Annotated in this window: 17 protein-coding genes and 1 tRNA gene; 15 read left to right on the top strand and 3 right to left on the bottom strand. The window is 71.4% G+C overall.

Annotated features, from left to right (window positions below; genetic code table 11):
- The first annotated feature begins 32 nt into the window (after positions 1 to 32).
- From D7X12_RS16030 to D7X12_RS15995, 8 genes are all read left to right on the top strand, one after another.
- Positions 33 to 1,910 carry a tetratricopeptide repeat protein gene (locus tag D7X12_RS16030; RefSeq protein ID WP_341868222.1) on the top strand — a complete coding sequence of 626 codons (1,878 nt, stop codon included), beginning with the start codon at positions 33 to 35 and terminating at the stop codon, positions 1,908 to 1,910.
- A gap of 13 nt (positions 1,911 to 1,923) precedes the next feature.
- The gene (locus D7X12_RS16025; RefSeq protein ID WP_120626137.1) at positions 1,924 to 2,763 is read left to right on the top strand and encodes an alpha/beta hydrolase; all 840 of its coding nucleotides are present in this window, start codon (positions 1,924 to 1,926) and stop codon (positions 2,761 to 2,763) included.
- A gap of 54 nt (positions 2,764 to 2,817) precedes the next feature.
- Positions 2,818 to 3,159: a bactofilin BacN gene (gene bacN, locus D7X12_RS16020; RefSeq protein WP_120612003.1), complete on the top strand. Its 342-nt coding sequence runs from the start codon at positions 2,818 to 2,820 to the stop codon at positions 3,157 to 3,159.
- 64 nt (positions 3,160 to 3,223) lie between these two features.
- Positions 3,224 to 3,547, top strand: coding sequence for a bactofilin family protein (locus D7X12_RS16015; protein WP_120530631.1), 324 nt, complete (start codon positions 3,224 to 3,226; stop codon positions 3,545 to 3,547).
- A gap of 3 nt (positions 3,548 to 3,550) precedes the next feature.
- Entirely contained in the window at positions 3,551 to 4,276 is a 726-nt protein-coding gene (locus tag D7X12_RS16010) for a bactofilin family protein (RefSeq protein WP_120626136.1), read from the top strand.
- Between the two features lie 497 nt (positions 4,277 to 4,773).
- Positions 4,774 to 5,787, top strand: coding sequence for a ParB/RepB/Spo0J family partition protein (locus D7X12_RS16005; protein WP_244224587.1), 1,014 nt, complete (start codon positions 4,774 to 4,776; stop codon positions 5,785 to 5,787).
- A 2-nt stretch (positions 5,788 to 5,789) separates the two neighbouring features.
- Complete coding sequence (pyrE, locus tag D7X12_RS16000) at positions 5,790 to 6,356, top strand: orotate phosphoribosyltransferase (protein WP_120626134.1); 567 nt, start codon at positions 5,790 to 5,792, stop codon at positions 6,354 to 6,356.
- Positions 6,353 to 6,982 (top strand): hypothetical protein, encoded by a 630-nt coding sequence (locus tag D7X12_RS15995; protein ID WP_120626133.1) that lies wholly within the window; start codon positions 6,353 to 6,355, stop codon positions 6,980 to 6,982. Before pyrE ends, D7X12_RS15995 begins: the two co-directional genes overlap by 4 nt.
- A gap of 26 nt (positions 6,983 to 7,008) precedes the next feature.
- Here the strand turns inward: D7X12_RS15995 and D7X12_RS15990 are convergent, their stop codons facing one another.
- Genes D7X12_RS15990 through nadB form a run of 3 tightly spaced genes read right to left on the bottom strand, consistent with a single transcriptional unit; the run spans position 7,009 to position 9,976 of the window.
- Entirely contained in the window at positions 7,009 to 7,602 is a 594-nt protein-coding gene (locus tag D7X12_RS15990; RefSeq protein ID WP_120626148.1) for an LOG family protein, read from the bottom strand.
- A gap of 10 nt (positions 7,603 to 7,612) precedes the next feature.
- A complete protein-coding gene (locus D7X12_RS15985; RefSeq protein ID WP_120626132.1) occupies positions 7,613 to 8,380 on the bottom strand; it encodes a rhomboid family intramembrane serine protease in 768 nt (255 codons plus the stop codon).
- Positions 8,381 to 8,386: 6 nt separating this feature from the next.
- Positions 8,387 to 9,976 (bottom strand): L-aspartate oxidase, encoded by a 1,590-nt coding sequence (gene nadB / locus D7X12_RS15980; RefSeq protein WP_120626131.1) that lies wholly within the window; start codon positions 9,974 to 9,976, stop codon positions 8,387 to 8,389.
- A gap of 88 nt (positions 9,977 to 10,064) precedes the next feature.
- Here nadB and D7X12_RS15975 point away from each other — a divergent pair, with 88 nt between their 5' ends.
- The 7 genes from D7X12_RS15975 to D7X12_RS15945 form a co-directional block, all read left to right on the top strand.
- A complete protein-coding gene (locus D7X12_RS15975) occupies positions 10,065 to 10,754 on the top strand; it encodes a lytic transglycosylase domain-containing protein (RefSeq protein WP_120626130.1) in 690 nt (229 codons plus the stop codon).
- The gene (locus D7X12_RS15970; protein WP_120626129.1) at positions 10,711 to 12,378 is read left to right on the top strand and encodes a tetratricopeptide repeat protein; all 1,668 of its coding nucleotides are present in this window, start codon (positions 10,711 to 10,713) and stop codon (positions 12,376 to 12,378) included. The genes D7X12_RS15975 and D7X12_RS15970 overlap by 44 nt, the downstream gene beginning before the upstream one ends.
- Positions 12,379 to 12,389: 11 nt before the next feature.
- The gene (pgsA, locus tag D7X12_RS15965; protein WP_120626128.1) at positions 12,390 to 13,085 is read left to right on the top strand and encodes a CDP-diacylglycerol--glycerol-3-phosphate 3-phosphatidyltransferase; all 696 of its coding nucleotides are present in this window, start codon (positions 12,390 to 12,392) and stop codon (positions 13,083 to 13,085) included.
- Between the two features lie 89 nt (positions 13,086 to 13,174).
- A tRNA-Gly gene (locus D7X12_RS15960) sits at positions 13,175 to 13,249 on the top strand.
- 159 nt (positions 13,250 to 13,408) lie between these two features.
- Entirely contained in the window at positions 13,409 to 14,188 is a 780-nt protein-coding gene (locus D7X12_RS15955; protein WP_120626127.1) for an ABC transporter permease, read from the top strand.
- The gene (locus D7X12_RS15950; protein WP_120626126.1) at positions 14,189 to 15,532 is read left to right on the top strand and encodes an ABC transporter ATP-binding protein; all 1,344 of its coding nucleotides are present in this window, start codon (positions 14,189 to 14,191) and stop codon (positions 15,530 to 15,532) included.
- A gap of 59 nt (positions 15,533 to 15,591) precedes the next feature.
- A partial coding sequence (locus D7X12_RS15945) for a serine/threonine-protein kinase (RefSeq protein ID WP_500683234.1) occupies positions 15,592 to 16,619 on the top strand: 1,028 nt, incomplete at its 3' end.

Genomic DNA, 16,619 nt, shown 5'->3' with positions numbered 1-16,619 from the left:
AATGGGGGCGCTCCGCGCTACACTGGCCCCGCGTGCTCCCGCTCCTCACCCGCGCCTCCGTGCTGTGCCTCGCCCTGGCCACTGGAGGCGCGAGCGCGGCGCCTTCACGCAAGGCCCCGGCCGCGCACGTCGACCGCGAGGCGATGCGCGAAGCGATGGACTCGGCGGCCCACGACGACCCCGCCGCGTCGTCCGCCAGCTACGCGCACTACCTCCAGTCCCGCCTGCTGCACCTGGAGGGCGACCACCGGGGCGCGGTGGACGAGCTGCGCCTCGCGCTGGCCACCGACGACGGCAACCCGCAGCTGCTCACCCAGCTGGGCGAGGAGTACGCGCGCCTGGGCGACCTGGTGCGCGCCGAGCGCGAGCTGCGCCGGGCGGTGGAGAAGTCCCCCACGTACCACCCCGCCCACGTGCTCCTGGGCCGGGTGCTGATGGAGTCCGGCCACCTTTCGCGCGCCCGCCAGCACCTGCGCCGCGCGGTGGCGCTGCGCCCTCGCGACCCGGAGGCCTACCTGGTGCTGTCGCAGCTGCACCTGGACGCGAAGGCGCCGGATGAGGCCGTGAAGGTGGTGGAGGCGCTCGCGCACGCGCTGCCCGGCGAGGCCTCCGGCTACCGGCGGCTGGGGCTCGCGCTGGCAGAACGCGGCGACACGGCCCGCGCCGAGCGACTGCTCACGAAGGCCGCCGAACGCGACCCGGGCGACGTGGAGGTGTGGTCCACGCTGGCCCGGCTGCACGAGGAGGCGGGGAGGGCGAAGGAGGCGGAGGACGCGCTGGCGCACGCGCTGGAGGCGGATCCGGACAGCCGGGAGGTGCTGCTGTCGGCGGGCCGGGCCGCGCTCAAGGGCGGCTCGGTGACGCGGGCCCGGGCGTACTTCGACCGGCTGCTGTCGCTGTCCTCGTCGCCGGAGCTCGCGGTGCGCGTGGCCTTCAGCTACCTCTCCGCGCACCAGTCCGCCGCCGCGGAGGCCGTGCTGGCCGCCGCGCGCAAGGACAGTCCGGGCGAGCCCCGGCTGGCGTACTACGCGGGCCTCGTCGCGGAGCGGATGCGCCGCTTCTCCACCGCCGCCACCGCCTTCGGGGAGGTGCCCCCGGACGCGGAGGTGTTCCCGGATGCCCGCGTGCGGCGGGCCCGGTGCCTGTCGCTGTCGGGCGACCACGCCCGGGCGCTGGTGCTCTACCGCGCCGCCGTGAAGGAGACGCCGGCCGACCTGGAGCTGCGCATCGCGCATGCCCGGGCGCTGGAGCGCAGCGGCTCGCCCACGAAGGGGGAGGCCGTGCTGCGCGAGGCCCTGGGCGGGGAGGGCGCGGCGATGGCGTACGACGCGCTCGCCGGCCTGCTGGAGCGTCAGGGGCGCGCCAAGGAGGCGCTCGCCCTCCTGCGCGACGCCGTGGCCCGCTCGCCGAAGGATCAGGACCTGCTCTTCTCCCTGGGCGCGGCGCTGGAGCGCCAGGGCGACGTGACCGGAGCGCTGGCGCGCATGCGGACGGTGCTCCTGGTGGCGCCGGACCACGCGGCGGCGATGAACTTCATCGGCTACCTGCTGGCCCAGCATGGCATGGACCTGGACGAGGCCGAGCGGCTGGTGCGGCGCGCGCTGGCGCTCCGGCCCGACAACGCGGCCTTCGTGGACTCGCTGGGGTGGGTGTACTTCCAGCGCGGCGAGGCCCGGAAGGCGGTGGAGCTGCTGGAGCGCGCCGTGGACCTGGCCCCCGACGAGCCCGCCATCCTGGAGCACCTGGGAGACGCCTACCTCAAGGCCGCCCGCGCCACGGATGCCTCCGTGTCCTGGAAGCGCGCGCTGGAGGTCCTCACCCTGGAGCCGGAGGCCGCCGAACCGGCCGGCCAGCGCACGGCCCTGGAGCGCAAGTTGAAGGCGCTACCCTCGCCCGCGGCGGGCCGCTAAGGTCCCATCACCCATGGCCCGCCACGACGAAGGCTTCTTCACCGGCAAGGACAACACCCGGCTGTTCTGGACGCTGGACCTGCCGGACTCGGGCACGCCCCGCGCGCACGTCGCCGTCGTCCACGGCTACGGTGACCACATCGGGCGCTACCGCCCCGTCATCGACGCGCTGGTGCAGGACGGCTTCGCGGTGCACGGCTTCGACTACCGGGGCCACGGCCGCGCCGACGGCCGCCGGGCCTACGCCAACAAGTGGACCGACTTCCTGGAGGACCTGGACGGCTTCTGGCAGCGCGTGCGCCGCGCCGCCGGCACCGACAAGATCTTCCTCCTGGCCCACAGCCACGGCGGCCTGATGGCGGTGCACGCCCTGGCCAAGGGGCTGGAGGGCCTCTCCGGGGCCATCCTCTCCGCGCCCTACCTCAAGCTGGCCATCACCCCTCCGGCGGTGAAGGTGTTCGCCGCCCGCATGGTGGGCTCCGTGGTGCCGTGGCTGTCCGTCAGCTCCGGCCTCACCCCGGACATGCTCACCACCGACCCGGAGCTGCAGAAGGCAGTCGGCGCGGACCCGCTGTACGTGCCCTTCGCCACGCCGCGCTGGTTCGTGGAGTCCACGCTGGCGCAGGCGGAGGCGCTGCTCCTGGCGCCGAAGATTCAAGTGCCGCTGTTCGTGCTGTGCGGACAGGAGGACGGGGTGGCGCTGCCCGCGGCGGCGCGGAGCTTCTTCGAAGCGACGGCCACGGCGGACAAGAAGTTCAAGGAGTACCCCGGCATGCGGCACGAACCGCTCAATGAGCGGGAGCGCTCCACGGTGTTCCAGGACATCTCCGGCTGGATCTCCGCGCATCTCTGACATAATCAGTCCGCCCCGCTCCGGATGGGAGCAGGCGCTGGCGAGGATCGCCTCATGGCACAGGGTGAAACGGGCATCATTGGCAAGGGCATCGTCATCAGGGGCAACCTCACGGGCGGAGGCGACCTGGTCATCGAGGGACGCGTGGAGGGGCAGATCGCCCTGAAGAACCACCTGACCATCGAGGGGACCGGCCGCGTGCAGGCGGACATCCGCGCCGAGGAGCTGACCATCAACGGCGAGGCGAGCGGCAACATCGATGCCTCCACGCGCGTGGCCATCAACGCTTCGGCGAAGGTGGCGGGCGACATCAAGGCCCCGCGCGTCGTCATCGAAGATGGGGCCGTGTTCAACGGCTCCATCGAGATGGACGTGAAGTTGCCGGACGACATCTAGCATCCACCGGGGTTCGTCCCACGAGCCCCCCCAGTCGCAAGCTTCGAGAAGGCGGACAACACTCATGGCGAATACGGTCATTGGTTCGAGCATCGTCATCGACGGGGAGATTTCCGGTGACGAGGTCCTGGTCATCCAGGGCACCGTGAAGGGCAAGATCTCCCTCAAGGAGAGCCTCTACGTGGAGGGCTCCGGCGTCGTCGAGGCGGACATCGAGACGCAGAACGTGGAGATCGCCGGCCGCGTGACGGGCAACATCGTCGCCAGCGACAAGGTGGAGCTGAAGACGGACTGCCGCGTCGTGGGCGACATCAAGGCCCCGCGCATCCTCATCGCCGACGGTGCCTCCTTCAAGGGCAACGTCGACATGGACATGAAGGAGCGCTGATCCGTGGCCACCGCCAAGGAGCTCGCAGGCAATACCGTCGACAACACCGTGGTGGGGCCGTCCATCCTCATCAGCGGTCGTCTCACGGGTGACGAGGACCTCACGGTCCGCGGGCGCGTCGAGGGTGAGCTGACCCTCAGCCGCACCCTCATCGTGGAGCCCTCGGGCGTGGTGAAGGCCAACGTGGCGGTGAAGAACGCCATCGTCAGCGGCGTGGTGGTGGGCAACATCAACGCCACCGAGAGCGTGGAGCTCACCCACGAGGGCCGCATGGTGGGCGACATCCGCGCCCCCCGCGTCATCATCGTGGACGGCGCCAGCTTCCGCGGCCGCGTGGACATGGGCGACGTGGAGCCGGGCCGTCTGCCGGCCGAGCGCCCCGCCGTGAACCGGCCGCAGGCCACCACGCGCCCCACGGTGCGTCCGGGCGCCACGCCGCCCCGGCCTCCGACGCCGCCCGCGGCGCCCCCGCGTGCCGCCACGCCGCCCGCGCCGCCGCCTCCTCCCGCGCGCACCGCGCCCGCCACCACGGGGCCGGCCACGGTCGTGTCGCGTCCGTCCGCCAAGCCGCTGCCTCCGCCGCCCCCCGCGGCGCCTGCGTTCACCCCGCGCGCGGCCGAGCCGCCGCGTCCGGCGTCCACTGAGCAGGCGAGCAGTGCGTCAGCGCCCGTGTCCCGCGTGGTGGCGGCTGGCGCGAAGAAGAAGGTCGTGGTGAAGAAGTCCCGCTAGAGCCCGCCCACCGCGCCGTCGTTTCCGGCGGCGCGGGGGTGGAACAGACCGGGGGTGCCACCATGGACGCCGAGCACAGGGCCGAGGGACAGGAAGGAATGTCAGGCACACCTGGGGAGAACGCGACGCCGTCCCAGCACGAGGGCGCGTCCGACGCGGCCCCGCCGGAGCACGGCGAGGGCGCGGCAGGGACCCCGCACGCGCAGGACGCGGGCAGGGAAGTCATTTCCGAAGGCGCCTCTCAGGCGGGAGCGGGTGGCGAGGCCGTGAGTGGAGCGCAGGTGGAAGCGACCGGGACGGACCCTGCCGGGCAGGGTGGTGTGGCCGACGGTCCGGTGAATACCGGCGCGGAGCAGGCCGAAGCAGGTGGCGCGCACCCGGGCAGCGGTGCCGCTGACGCGACCGGGTCCGTGGAAGGCTTCGCTTCTGCGAAGGACGCCGCGGAATCTGGGGAAGGCGCGGGCTCGTCGAAGGGCGCTGCGGAGTCCGAGGAAGGCATGACCGCCTCGAAGGACGCCACGGAGCACGGCGAGGATGCGGGCACGGCGAAGAGCGCCGGGGCGGCCGAAGACGACGCTGCCTCCTCGAAGGACACCGCGGAGCACGCAGAAGGCGCGGCGTCCCCGACGGACACCCAGGCCTCCCCGGAGCCCACGAGCACCGGGCGCTACGTGGAGCTTTCGTCCGGTTCGGGCAGCGAAGGCGGTGGTGAGGCGAAGGACGTGCAGGACGCGTCGCGGTCCGGCCCGGTGTCGGGGGTGGACGACGCGCTCCTGAACGCCGGCATCTGGGACGTGGCGAGCCGTGCGAGCCAGGAGGAGTCCGGCTCCGCGGGCCCTGACGGATCCGAAGACGCAGCGACCCCGGGCGAAGAGCCCCGCGTGGAGGCCATCGAGCCTCGCGTGATGGGACAGGTGACGGCGATGGTGTTGCCGCTGGAGCGACTGGAGGAGGACACCACCTTCCGCCTGCGGGACGAGGGCGACGTGTCCGAGCTGGCCACGGACCTGGCGCGCCTGGGGCAGCTGTTCCCGGTGGACGTGCGCCCGCGCGGCGACGAGCGCTACCAGCTCATCTGCGGCTTCCGGCGCGTGGCGGCGCTGCGCTTCCTCAAGCGCGACCACGTGCAGGTCCGCGTGCACGAGGAGCTGTCCGACGAGGACGCGCTGCTCTTGTCCCTGGCGGACGCCATCCACGCCTCGCCGGTGGAGCACGACGTGCTGGAGGCCAAGCGCGACTCGCTGGAGGCCGAAGGCCGGCTGACGGCGCCGGTGCGCGACATGCTGGAGAAGGCGCTCGCCACCGAGGAGACGCTGGCGCCGGAGGGCGTGGAGGAGGAGATCGACGCGGATGAGCTGGCGGCGGACGTCGCCCAGCGCATGGGCGCCCTCAACCAGGACCTGTCGCTGCTGGCGGACGTGTTCGCCGCGCTGGACGAGTCCCGCCGAGCGGAGTTGCTGATGCAGTTGCGCTACTCGGCGCAGCTGGTGGCGTACCTGGAGGGTCTGTAGCCATGGCGGAACCGCTCGTTCGCGATCGCGCCCGGCTCCTGGAGGTGCTCACGCAGCGCTCCTTCGAGCGCCGTCGCGTCGTCCTCTCCTCCGGCAAGGAGTCGGACTTCTACATCGACTGCAAGCGCACGGCGCTGCTCGCCGAGGGGCACTACCTCATCGGACGGCTGCTGCTGGAGGCCATCCGGCGCGACGCCCCGTCGGCGGTGGCCGCGGGCGGGCTGACGCTCGGCGCGGATCCGCTCGCGTCGGCGGTGAGCCTCACCAGCTTCCTGGAGGGCCAGCCGCTGCACGCGTTCATCGTGCGCAAGGAGCCCAAGGGGCACGGCACCGGGCAGTGGATTGAAGGCCTGTCCGCGCTGACGGCCGGCGCGCCGGTGGCCATCGTCGAGGACGTGGTGACGACGGGCGCGTCCACGCTCAAGGCCATTGAGCGGGCGAAGCTGGAGGGCCTGACGGTGCTGGGCGCCTTCGCACTGGTGGACCGGTTGGAGGGGGGACGCGAGGCCGTGGAGGCCACGGGCCATCGCCTCACCACGCTGTTCACGCGCAAGGACTTCATCCCGTGAGAAGGCTGCTGGGGGCCGTGGTGCTGCTGGGGGCGCTGGGCGGTTGCTCCAGCGCGCCGCCCGTCGTCGGGGAGCTCGCGCCCACGCTGGAGGATCCAAAGGCGGAGGCCGCCTACATGGCGGTGCTGGACCGGTACTCGGACCGCCAGGAGATCTACGACGGCTTCGACACGCGCATCTTCGCGGGGGCCACGCTCCAGACGCCCGCCTTCCGCGACGCCCGCGTCCGCCGCCGGGCGCTCTTCCAGACGCTGCCCGCGGTGAAGGTGGAAGCGCTGCTCGCCGAGGAACAGGCAGAGGCCGCGAAGTTCAACGAGTTCTTCCTGGGTGTGCACGTCAACGACTTCCGCTACGACGACTTCGCCCACAAGAAGAGCATCTGGCGGATCGCGCTGGTGACGCCCGCGGGCGAGGTGACGCCCATGGAGATCCGCCGCATCGGCCGGGTGGACCTCAACGTGCAAGCCTACTACCCGTACACCAGCCTCTTCTGGGTGGGCTACCGCGTGCGCTTCCCGCTCACCTTCACGAGCGGTGAGCCCGTCATCCCCGAGGGCACCGAGCAGGTGATGCTGCGCGTGGCCTCGTCGTTGGGGAACGCGGAGATGAAGGTGCAGGCGCGCTGAAGCGTTGGCGGCCCACGGACCTCACGTCAGGTCTGCTGGCCGTCCTTCAGCCACTTCGCCGTCACCGGCATCGTGGGCCCCGCGAGCAGGCGGTCCAGGAGCGCGTCCGCCGAAGGCTCCACGGCGAAGGGCAGGGCCTGCGTCTCCGGGACGAACCCGGCCTCCACCATGCGCCGCACCAGCGCGAGCAGCGGCTGGAAGAAGCCGTCCACGTCCAGCAGGCCCATGGGCTTGCGGTGCAGGCCCAGCTGGGCCCAGGTGACGATCTCGAACAGCTCGTCCAGGGTGCCGAAGCCGCCGGGCAGGGCGATGAAGGCGTCCGCGCGCTCGGCCATCAGCGCCTTGCGCGAGTGCATGGAGTCCACCCGGTGCAGCTCCGTCAGGCGCGGGTGGGCCAGCTCCTTCGCGTCCATGAAGTGGGGCAGCACGCCCACGGCCTTGCCACCGCCCGCGAGCACCGCGTCCGCCACCGTCCCCATCAGCCCCACGCTGGCGCCGCCGTAGACGAGCGTCAGCCCGCGCCGGGCCAGCGCGCTGCCCAGCTTCGTGGCCGCCTCGCGGTACTCCGGGCGCACGCCGGAGCGCGAGCCACAGAAGACGCAGACGCTGCGCACGTTCACCTCGCTCATGTCAGTAGCCTCCACGCCGCTCGGGGTGGGCGGCGACGAGCGCCACCGCCGCGGCGATGAACAGCAGCACGGGGATGGCGCGCGCGTAGAACTTCGGGCCCTGGCGCAGGGCCATGCCGCACGGCAGACCGAAGAGGAACCCGCCCAGGTGCCCCGCCCAGCTCACGCCGGGCAGCAGGCTGATGACCGCCACCTGCACCAGCCAGAAGTAGAGGTCCTTGCGGCCCTGCTGGGTCGCGATGGGCAGCATCGCGCCGCCCCAGCCGAGGATCATCCCGGACGCGCCCACCGTCACCACGTTGAAGTTGAAGAACAGCGCGAACGCGGAGCCACCCAGCGCGGTGACGAGCGACAGCGCCAGGAACCTCAGGCTGCCGATGCCGCGCTCCAGCGTCATGCCCATGGTGAAGACGACGGACATGTTGAAGAACAGGTGCAGCGCGTTGCCGTGCTCGAACACCATGCCCAGCAGGCGCCAGTACTCGCCCGCCTGCACCGCCGGGCCGAAGAGGGCCAACGGCGGCAGGGTTCCCACCGGCATCCCGTCCGGCCCCACCAGCGTCTGTCCCAGCGAGCGCCCCAGGAAGAACATCGCCACCGCGCCGGCCATCAGGCCGTAGCAGAGGTAGGGGCGGGGCAGGGCGCGCTCGGGACGGGGCGGGCCGGGAGGAGGACCGTCTCCGTCGCGGCCCCGCGGCGAGGGCGTCTCGTCGTCACCCAGGCCCGTGGGGCCCGGGAGGTCATGCGGCGTGCGGCGCGGGCTCACCATGGCGGCTCACAGCTCCCGGGAGAGCACCGTGTCGCGCGTGCCCTGGTGCTCGTCGGTGTGGGGGTAGTCCAGGGTGTAGTGCAGGCCCCGGCTCTCCTTGCGGCGGCTGGCGCAGTCCACGATGAGGTGCGCCACCTCCGCGATGTTGCGCAGCTCGATGACGTCGCGGGTCACCTTGAAGCGCCAGTAGTAGTCGCGGATCTCCTCGCGCAGCAGCTCCAGCCGCCGGCGTGCGCGCATCAGCCGCTTGTCCGTGCGCACGATGCCCACGTAGTTCCACATCAGGCGGCGGATCTCATCCCAGTTGTGGGTGACGACGACGCTCTCGTCGGAGTCCACCGCGCTGCCGGAGTCCCAGGCCGGCGGCTCCTCCTTGAGGTGCGACAGCGAGGCGATCTCCTCCGCCGCGACCTGCACCGCGCGATGCCCGAACACCAGGCCCTCCAGCAGCGAGTTGGACGCGAGCCGGTTGGCGCCGTGCAGGCCCGTGGAGGACACCTCGCCAATGGCGTAGAGGCCCGGCACGTTGGTGCGCCCGTGCAGGTCCGTCACCACGCCGCCGCACTGGTAGTGGGCCGCGGGCACGACGGGGATGGGCTGCACGGCCATGTCGATGTTGAAGGCCTTGCAGGCGGCGTAGATGTTGGGGAAGCGCTCGGTGAGGTACGCGCGGCCCAGGTGCGTCATGTCCAGGTAGACGCTGTCATTGCCCGTGCGCTTCAGCTCCGCGTCGATGGCGCGCGCCACCACGTCGCGCGGGGCCAGCGCGCCCATGGGGTGGTAGCGCTCCATGAACGTCTGCCCGCCCTTGAGCCGCAGCTTGCCGCCCTCGCCGCGCAGGGCCTCGCTGATGAGGAAGCTCTTGGCCTCCGGGTGGAACAGGCAGGTGGGGTGGAACTGGTAGAACTCCATGTTCGCGATGCGCGCGCCCGCGCGGTACGCCATGGCCACGCCGTCGCCCGTCGCGACGTCCGGGTTGGAGGTGTAGAGGTACACCTTGCCCGCGCCGCCCGTCGCCAGCACCGTCACCTTGGCGAGGAAGCGCTCGATGGCGCCGTCCTCCAGCAGCGCGTACACGCCCACGCACCGGCTGGCGCTGCCCGCGTGCGGACGCCGGTCCAACATCAGGTCGATGGCGGCCGTGTTCTGGAAGAAGGTGATGTTGGGCTGCTCGTCGCACGCGGCCAGCAGCGCGCGCTGCACCTCGCGGCCGGTGATGTCGCCCGCGTGGACCACGCGGCGGGCGGAGTGGCCACCCTCGCGCGTGAGGTCGAACTCGCCGCCGATGCGCCGGTCGAACTCCGCGCCCAGCGCCACCAGCTCCTTCAGGCGCGCGGGCCCTTCGCGCACCGTGACCTCCACCGCGTCCCGGTGGCACAGCCCCGCGCCCGCGACGAGCGTGTCCTCGATGTGCGCGTCGAACGTGTCGGTGGGGGCCAGCACCCCCGCGATGCCACCCTGTGCGTAGGCGGTGTTGCCTTCGCCTCGCTCTCGCTTGGTGAGCACGGCGACCGTGCCGTGCCGGGCCGCCTGCAGGGCAAACGACAGACCCGCGACGCCTCCGCCCAGGACCAGGAAATCAAACCGATGGGGCATGGCGAACAGCCATAATGGCGGTAAGTGCTGGAAACAAGGCGTTTTCTTGAGGACTTTCCGGCCGTTGTCTAAGGTTTGGGCCGCCGACATGCGTGCCCTGACCGCCCTTCTTGCCTTGCTGGCCCTCGCCCCCACGGCTTCCGTCGCGGACGGCATCTACAGCTACGTGGAGAAGGACGGCACCATCGTCTACACGAACGTGCCTCCGGGGGGCGCGCGCAAGGCGCGCAAGCTGTCCGGGACCTTCACGCCCGCGCCCGCCACCAACGCCCCCGTGCGGGGCCGCTCGCGCACGCCGCAGGAACTGGATCCGCACATCGCCACGGCGGCCCTGCGCTACCGCATCCCGTCGGCGCTGGTGCGCGCCATCATGCACACGGAGAGCAACTTCAACCCGAACGCGCTCAGCCACAAGGGCGCCAGCGGGCTGATGCAGCTCATGCCGGGCACCGCGTCGGAGATGTACGTGAAGGACATCTTCGACTCGAAGGAGAACATCGAGGGCGGCGTGCGCTACCTGCGCGTGCTGGCCAACATGTTCGACGGCGACATGGTGAAGATGGTCGCCGCGTACAACGCCGGGCCGGACGCGGTGAAGAAGTACAAAGGCCAGGTGCCGCCCTACGCAGAGACGCAGGCGTACGTGCGCAAGGTCCTCCAGCTCTACTCCCACTACAAGGAGCGCGAGCGGCTCGCCCAGGCCGAGGCCAGCAGCCGTGAGCCCACACCCGAGAATGACGACGCGCACGAAGGGGACGAAGGAGTCGGGCCCCGCTGACGAGGAGTTCCTTCAGCAGCTCTTCCGCGGTGGAGAGCTGCTGGGCGCCGGCAAGGTCATCGAAGCGAAGGACTTCCTGGAGCGTGCGCACCAGCTCCAGCCGCGTCACGAGAAGGCCCAGAACCTGCTGGGCCTGACGTACTTCAAGCTCGGCCACTTCGACCGCGCCGCGGACCTGTACGAGATGCTCGTGCGGGACAACCCGGTGGACCCCACGCTGCGCGTCAACCTGGGGCTCGTGTACCTGAAGACGAACGCGCTCCAGCGCGCCGCGCGCGAGTTCGAGACCGCCACCGACCTGGCCCCGGATCACAAGAAGGCCCACAACTACCTGGGCCTGACCTTCGCCCAGATGGGCGAGTACGGCCGCGCCCGCGAGCACTTCCTCCTGTCCGGCAGCGACGCCATGGCGGAGAAGATGTCGCGCGCCATCGCCGGCGAGGGCTTCAGCCGTCCCCCCGCCGCCCCGGCGGCCCGGCCGCGCGACGCGGAAGGAGGCCCCGAGGAGGGTGAGGCCACGCCCCACGCCGCCCCGCAGGGAGAGAACGACTGGGGTGCCCAGTTCGGCCTGGACGAGGCGCCCCGCGGTGCTCCGTCCGCCGTGGCCCGTCGTCCTGCCACGGCACGTCCTCCCGCGCGAGACGAGGAGATGCGCTTCGCCGAGGACGAGGGTCCCCCCGCGGCCCGGGCCGGTGCGACCGCCTCCGGGGACGACGAGGCCCGGGCGCTCGACGACGCGACGGACGCCGCTGCCTCGGGCGACGACGTGGAGGTCTCCGACGAACTGCCCCCTACGCCGGTGTCGGAGGAGATCGAGGTCTCCGAGGAGCTTCCCGTCCTCGCCTCCGACCTGGAGTCGGAGCCCGGCGCCGCCTTCGAGGAGACCTCCGCCGCGCTGGCCGCGAGCGAGCCCCGAGGGGCCCCGCCCGTGGCGCCCTCCGCGGCGGGCCCGGGTGGCACCGAAGCCCGACCGGGCGTGAACCCGCCCCTGCTCACCGAGTGGATCCCCACGGTGAAGCTGCCGGGCACGGAGCCGGGTCAGCCGTTCGTGCAGGGGCCGGTGAGCGTCGCCCTGACGGTGAACGGCGAGCTGCTGACCCGCCTGGACGGGCTCCTCGCCGTGCAGGGGCAGGTCACCTTCCAGCCGGAGATGAAGCGCTTCCGGGGCCGGTCCACGGACAAGCCCTTTGGAGAAGGCGTGCAGGGCATGGTGCGCGCCCGGGGGCAGGGGACGCTGCACGTGGCGCCCGGGGAGGGGCGGCAGCTCGTCTCCGTGGTGCTGGACGAGGAGTCCGTCTACCTGCGCGACGCGTGCGTCTTCGCCTTCGAGGAGCCGGTGGTGTTCGAGAACGGCCGCGTCCCGTCGGACCTGGCGCCGGACCTGGACCTCGTGCACCTGCGGGGACAGGGGCGGGTGCTCCTGAGCGTCACGGGGCCCCTGCGCTCGGTGCCGGTGTCCATGGACGCGCCGGTGTCGGTGCCGCTGGCGCACCTGGTGGGCTGGCTGGGCAACCTCACCCCCCGCGTGGTGCCGCTGCTGCAGTCCGCTGGCGGGGAGACACTGCGCTCGGCGGTGGAGCTGGGCGGTGAAGGTTTTGCCCTCATCGCAGTCGGGGTCCGGTAGAAAGCGCGCCCATGGCCTCGGACCGAGCTCTCAGGAAGCAGCGCAAGCGCGAGGAGCGGGACCGCAAGCGCGCCTCCCGTCGTCCCAGCATCCTGGTGCAGGAGTTCTGGAACCTGCCCAACATGCTCACGCTGGGGCGGATCCTCATCATCCCCGTGTTCGTGTGGCTCACCTACGACGCGGACCCCCTGCACTCGCTGCTCGCGGGCCTGGTGTTCGCGGTGGCCTCCATCACCGACGTGGTGGACGGCTACCTGGCCCGCAAGTGGAACCTCATCACCGTGGTGGGCAAGTTCATGGACCCGCTGGCGGACAAGCTCATCGCCATGGCCGCCCTGGTGATGATGGTCCGGCTGGGCCGCATCGCCGCCTGGGTCGTCATCGTGCTCCTGGCGCGCGAGTTCATCGTCAGCGGCCTGCGCACCATCGCCGCCAGCGAGGGCATGGTCATCGCCGCCGGCCAGGAGGGGAAGTGGAAGACGTCCCTCCAGCTCGTGGGGATCATCTCCCTCTGCGTCCACTACGTGCACCCGTTGGATCTGGGCTTCCGCACCGTGACGGTGGACTACAACCAGGTCGGCAAGGTGCTGGTGTACCTGTCGGGCGCCTTCTCCGTGTGGAGCGCCGTCGTCTACTTCCGTGCCTTCCTGGGGATGCTCGCCCGGAGGGGAAGCGCGGATGCGGATCCGGATGCGAAAAGTGTTTGACGAGTCCGAAGGCCCTCGGTATACCCCACCTCACTTCCGGCGCGGCACCGCCCGACGGAAAGCGCAGCACGCAGTAAAGCGGTCCTGATGCGGGAATAGCTCAGCGGTAGAGCATCGCCTTGCCAAGGCGAGGGTCGAGGGTTCAAATCCCTTTTCCCGCTCCAAAAACAAAGGCCCTCTGGGAAACCAGGGGGCCTTTTTCTTTATCCCCCTGGCTCCGGGATTTGGCTCGCGACAGCAGGCGGGCGCGCGAGGGGCGGACGGCCTGCTGTTTCCCGGGCCATTCGCCTCCGGCGGACCGTTTGCGGTATGGATACCGGCGCATGATTCGCAACTTCCGGGAACTCTACTCGTACCGGGGGCTCCTCCTCAGCCTGGTGCAGCGCGAGCTGAAGGCGCGGTATCGCGGCTCGGTGCTGGGCTTCTTCTGGACGTTCCTGAACCCCACCCTGCACATGCTGGTGTACACGCTGCTGTTCAGCGTGTTCATGAAGAACCAGATCTCGAACTACGCCTACTTCCTGTTCGTGGGCCTGCTGCCGTGGACCTGGTTCTCCACGTCGATTTCGGCGGGGGCCAGCTCCATCAGCGACCGGCGCGACCTGATGACCAAGGTGCGCTTTCCCGCCCAGGTGCTGCCGGCCACGGTGGTGGCCACCAACTTCTGCAACTTCCTCTTCTCGCTGCCGCTGATGGTGGTGCTGGGGTTGTTCTTCGGCGTGCTGCCGTCCTGGCACGTCGTGGCCTTCCCGGTCGTGGTGCTGGTGCAGATGTGCTTCACCTTCGCGGTGGTGTACGCGGTCAGCGCCTTCAACGTGACGTTCCGGGACCTCCAGCACATCGTGATGAACCTGATGATGCTGTGGTTCTTCCTCACGCCGGTGCTCTACAAGCTGTCCACCATCCCGGAGGACTACCGGCGGGTGCTGCAGGTGGTGAACCCGATGTCCATCCTCATCACCTCGTACCAGGCCATGTTCTACGAGCACCGGCTGCCGGACGTCGTGCCGCTCATGTCGCTGCTGGGCGTCTCGCTGTGCCTGCTGTGGGGTGCCACGCAGATCTTCGAGAGCCGCCGCGAGGACTTCGCGGAGTCCATCTAGATGGCCAACCCACCGACCGAGGACGCCATCGTCATCCAGGACGTGGTGAAGAACTTCCGGAAGAGGACCATCCGGGGGGAATACACCACGTTCAAGTCGGAGCTCGTGCGCTGGCTGCGCGGCAACCGCGCGCCCAAGCAGAACCGCTTCATCGAATCACTCCGGGGCGTCAATCTGCGCATCCCCAAGGGCCAGACGGTGGCCATCCTGGGGCGCAACGGCAGCGGCAAGAGCACGCTCTTGAAGCTCATCACCGGCATCTACGCGCCCACCTCCGGCAGCATCACGGTGAACGGGCGCATCTCCGCGCTCCTGGACCTGGGCGCGGGCTTCCACCCGGACTTCTCCGGCCGGGAGAACATCCTCATCAACGGCATCATCCTCGGCATGTCCCGCGCGGAGGTGCGCGCGAAGATGGACGACATCATCGCGTTCAGCGAGCTGGGGGAGTTCATCGACGAGCCGGTGCGCACGTACTCCAGCGGCATGTACATGCGGCTGGCGTTCTCCGTGGCCACGCACGTGGACCCCGACATCCTCATCATCGATGAGATCCTCGCCGTCGGAGACGAGCACTTCAGCAAGAAGAGCATGGCGAAGATGACGGAGTTCAAGCGCCTGGGGAAGACCATCGTCCTCGTCACGCACGACATGTCCACCGTGGAGCGGTGGTGTGATCAGGCGGCGTGGCTGGATGGCGGGCGCATCCGTCGCATGGGCACCCCCGCGGAGATCTCCGCCGAGTACCGCAAGGCGGTGTCGCTCGCGGAGGCGCGCTCCACCGTGTTCACCCCGCCCGCGCTGACCGAAGGGGGCGGGGCGCTGCCGGGCCTGCCGGAGGGTGCGCCCGTCACGGACGCGCCGCCGCCCGTGCCCCAGGTCGCCGTGTCCCGGGTGTGGCTGACGGGCCCTCGTGGGGAGGAGCTGGGCACCATCGCCCCGGAGACGCGGGCGGAGGTGTGCATCGACTACGTGGCGCGCGAGGCCGTGGAGGACGTGGAGTTCGTCCTCACGCTGGCGTCCGCGGACGGGCCGGTGCTGTACGCGACGAGCACCCGGACGGACCGGGTGCCGCTGCCGACGCCGTTGCCGCCGCAGGGACGGCTGCGCTTCGTGCTGCCGCGCGTGGGGCTCCTGGGGGGCGCCTACGTGCTGAGCGTGGAGCTGAAGACGGGCAACAACGCGAACCCGGAGGCGGGGCGCGAAGCGCGCTGCACCTTCTCCGTGTCGACCGAGCATGACGACCGGGGTGTCTTCCGGCCGGAGCATGCCTGGGTGGTGGAGGAGGCTCCGGCCGCCCCCGTCCAGGCCGTCTCCGTGCCCAAGCATGCCGCGGCCTCCTGAGGGGGGAGGCCTCCCCGCACGCCGCGGACCGGGGGCTTGAAAAGGGGAGGCGCCGGGAAGTGAGCACCTTGTTCCAGAGCATGCCCGAGGGGGGGCATGCATCGACGTCCGCCGCGGAGCTCGCCGAGCAGATCGCCGCCCTGCGCGCCGGGCCTGACGGCGCGAATGCCCCGGCCCTCGCGGTCCTGACGGAGCGGCTGCGCACGCTGGCGCCTCCGGCCAACGCGGCGCTGTCGCCGCTCGTGGCCGCGGCCCGGCTCGCCGTCCCCTTCGAGTTCTCCGTGCCGCCGTCGCACCGGGCCGCCGGAGGGCAGTGGGTGACGGCCGCCAAGCGCGCCTTCGTCCTGGGCCTGCGCCCGCTCCACGTCGAGCTGCTGCGGCCCCAGGGCGCCTTCAACCAGCGCGTCCTCCGGGTGCTGGAGCGGCTGGAGTCCCGGCGCGACCAGGGCCGCCGCGAGGACCTGACGGCGTGGGTCCGCGCGCAGCTCGACGCGGAAGGGCCTCCCGCGGAAGGGCCCACCGTATCCGCCCCGGTGGCGCGGCCCTGGAAGCTGGCGTGGCACGCGTGGCGCCGCGCCCTCAAGCCCGTGCTGGAGCCGCTGCTCGCGCGCCAGGCGGAGTGGAACGCGCTGATGCGCGAGACGCTGCTGTCCGTCGCCGCCGAGGGCCCGCCGGACGTCGTGGACGCCACGCACCGGGTGGCGCGGCTCGTGGCGCTGGCGTGGCCGCTGGCGCGTCCGGGGCTGCCCCGAAGCGTGCGGGCCTCCGCGCCCCTCTGGGGCGAGGTGCTGCGCCGGCAGTCGCGCTTCAACGGCGAGGCGGTGGTGGCGCTGGCCGCCATCCTCGGGGTGCGCACGCCGCCCCCGGCGCTGCCCGCGCTGGAGGACTTCCACGACTGGTGCACGCTGCGGGAGCCGGCGGACGTGAACGCCGCCCGGAATGCCCTGGAGCGCCTGCCGCACCGGCCCCGGCTGTCCCTGGTGGTGTCCACCGCGGGCGCCTGTCCCTCCCACCTGCGCGAGTGCCTGGCGTCGGTGGAGGCCCAGCTCTACCCGCAGTGGGAGCTGGTGGTGGTGGGGCCGGAGGG

Origin of the sequence: Corallococcus sicarius, assembly GCF_003611735.1 — a bacterium.
Classification (GTDB): domain Bacteria; phylum Myxococcota; class Myxococcia; order Myxococcales; family Myxococcaceae; genus Corallococcus; species Corallococcus sicarius.
The sequence above is the reverse complement of the archived record's forward strand: the minus strand, read 5'-3'. Positions and strand labels throughout refer to the sequence as shown.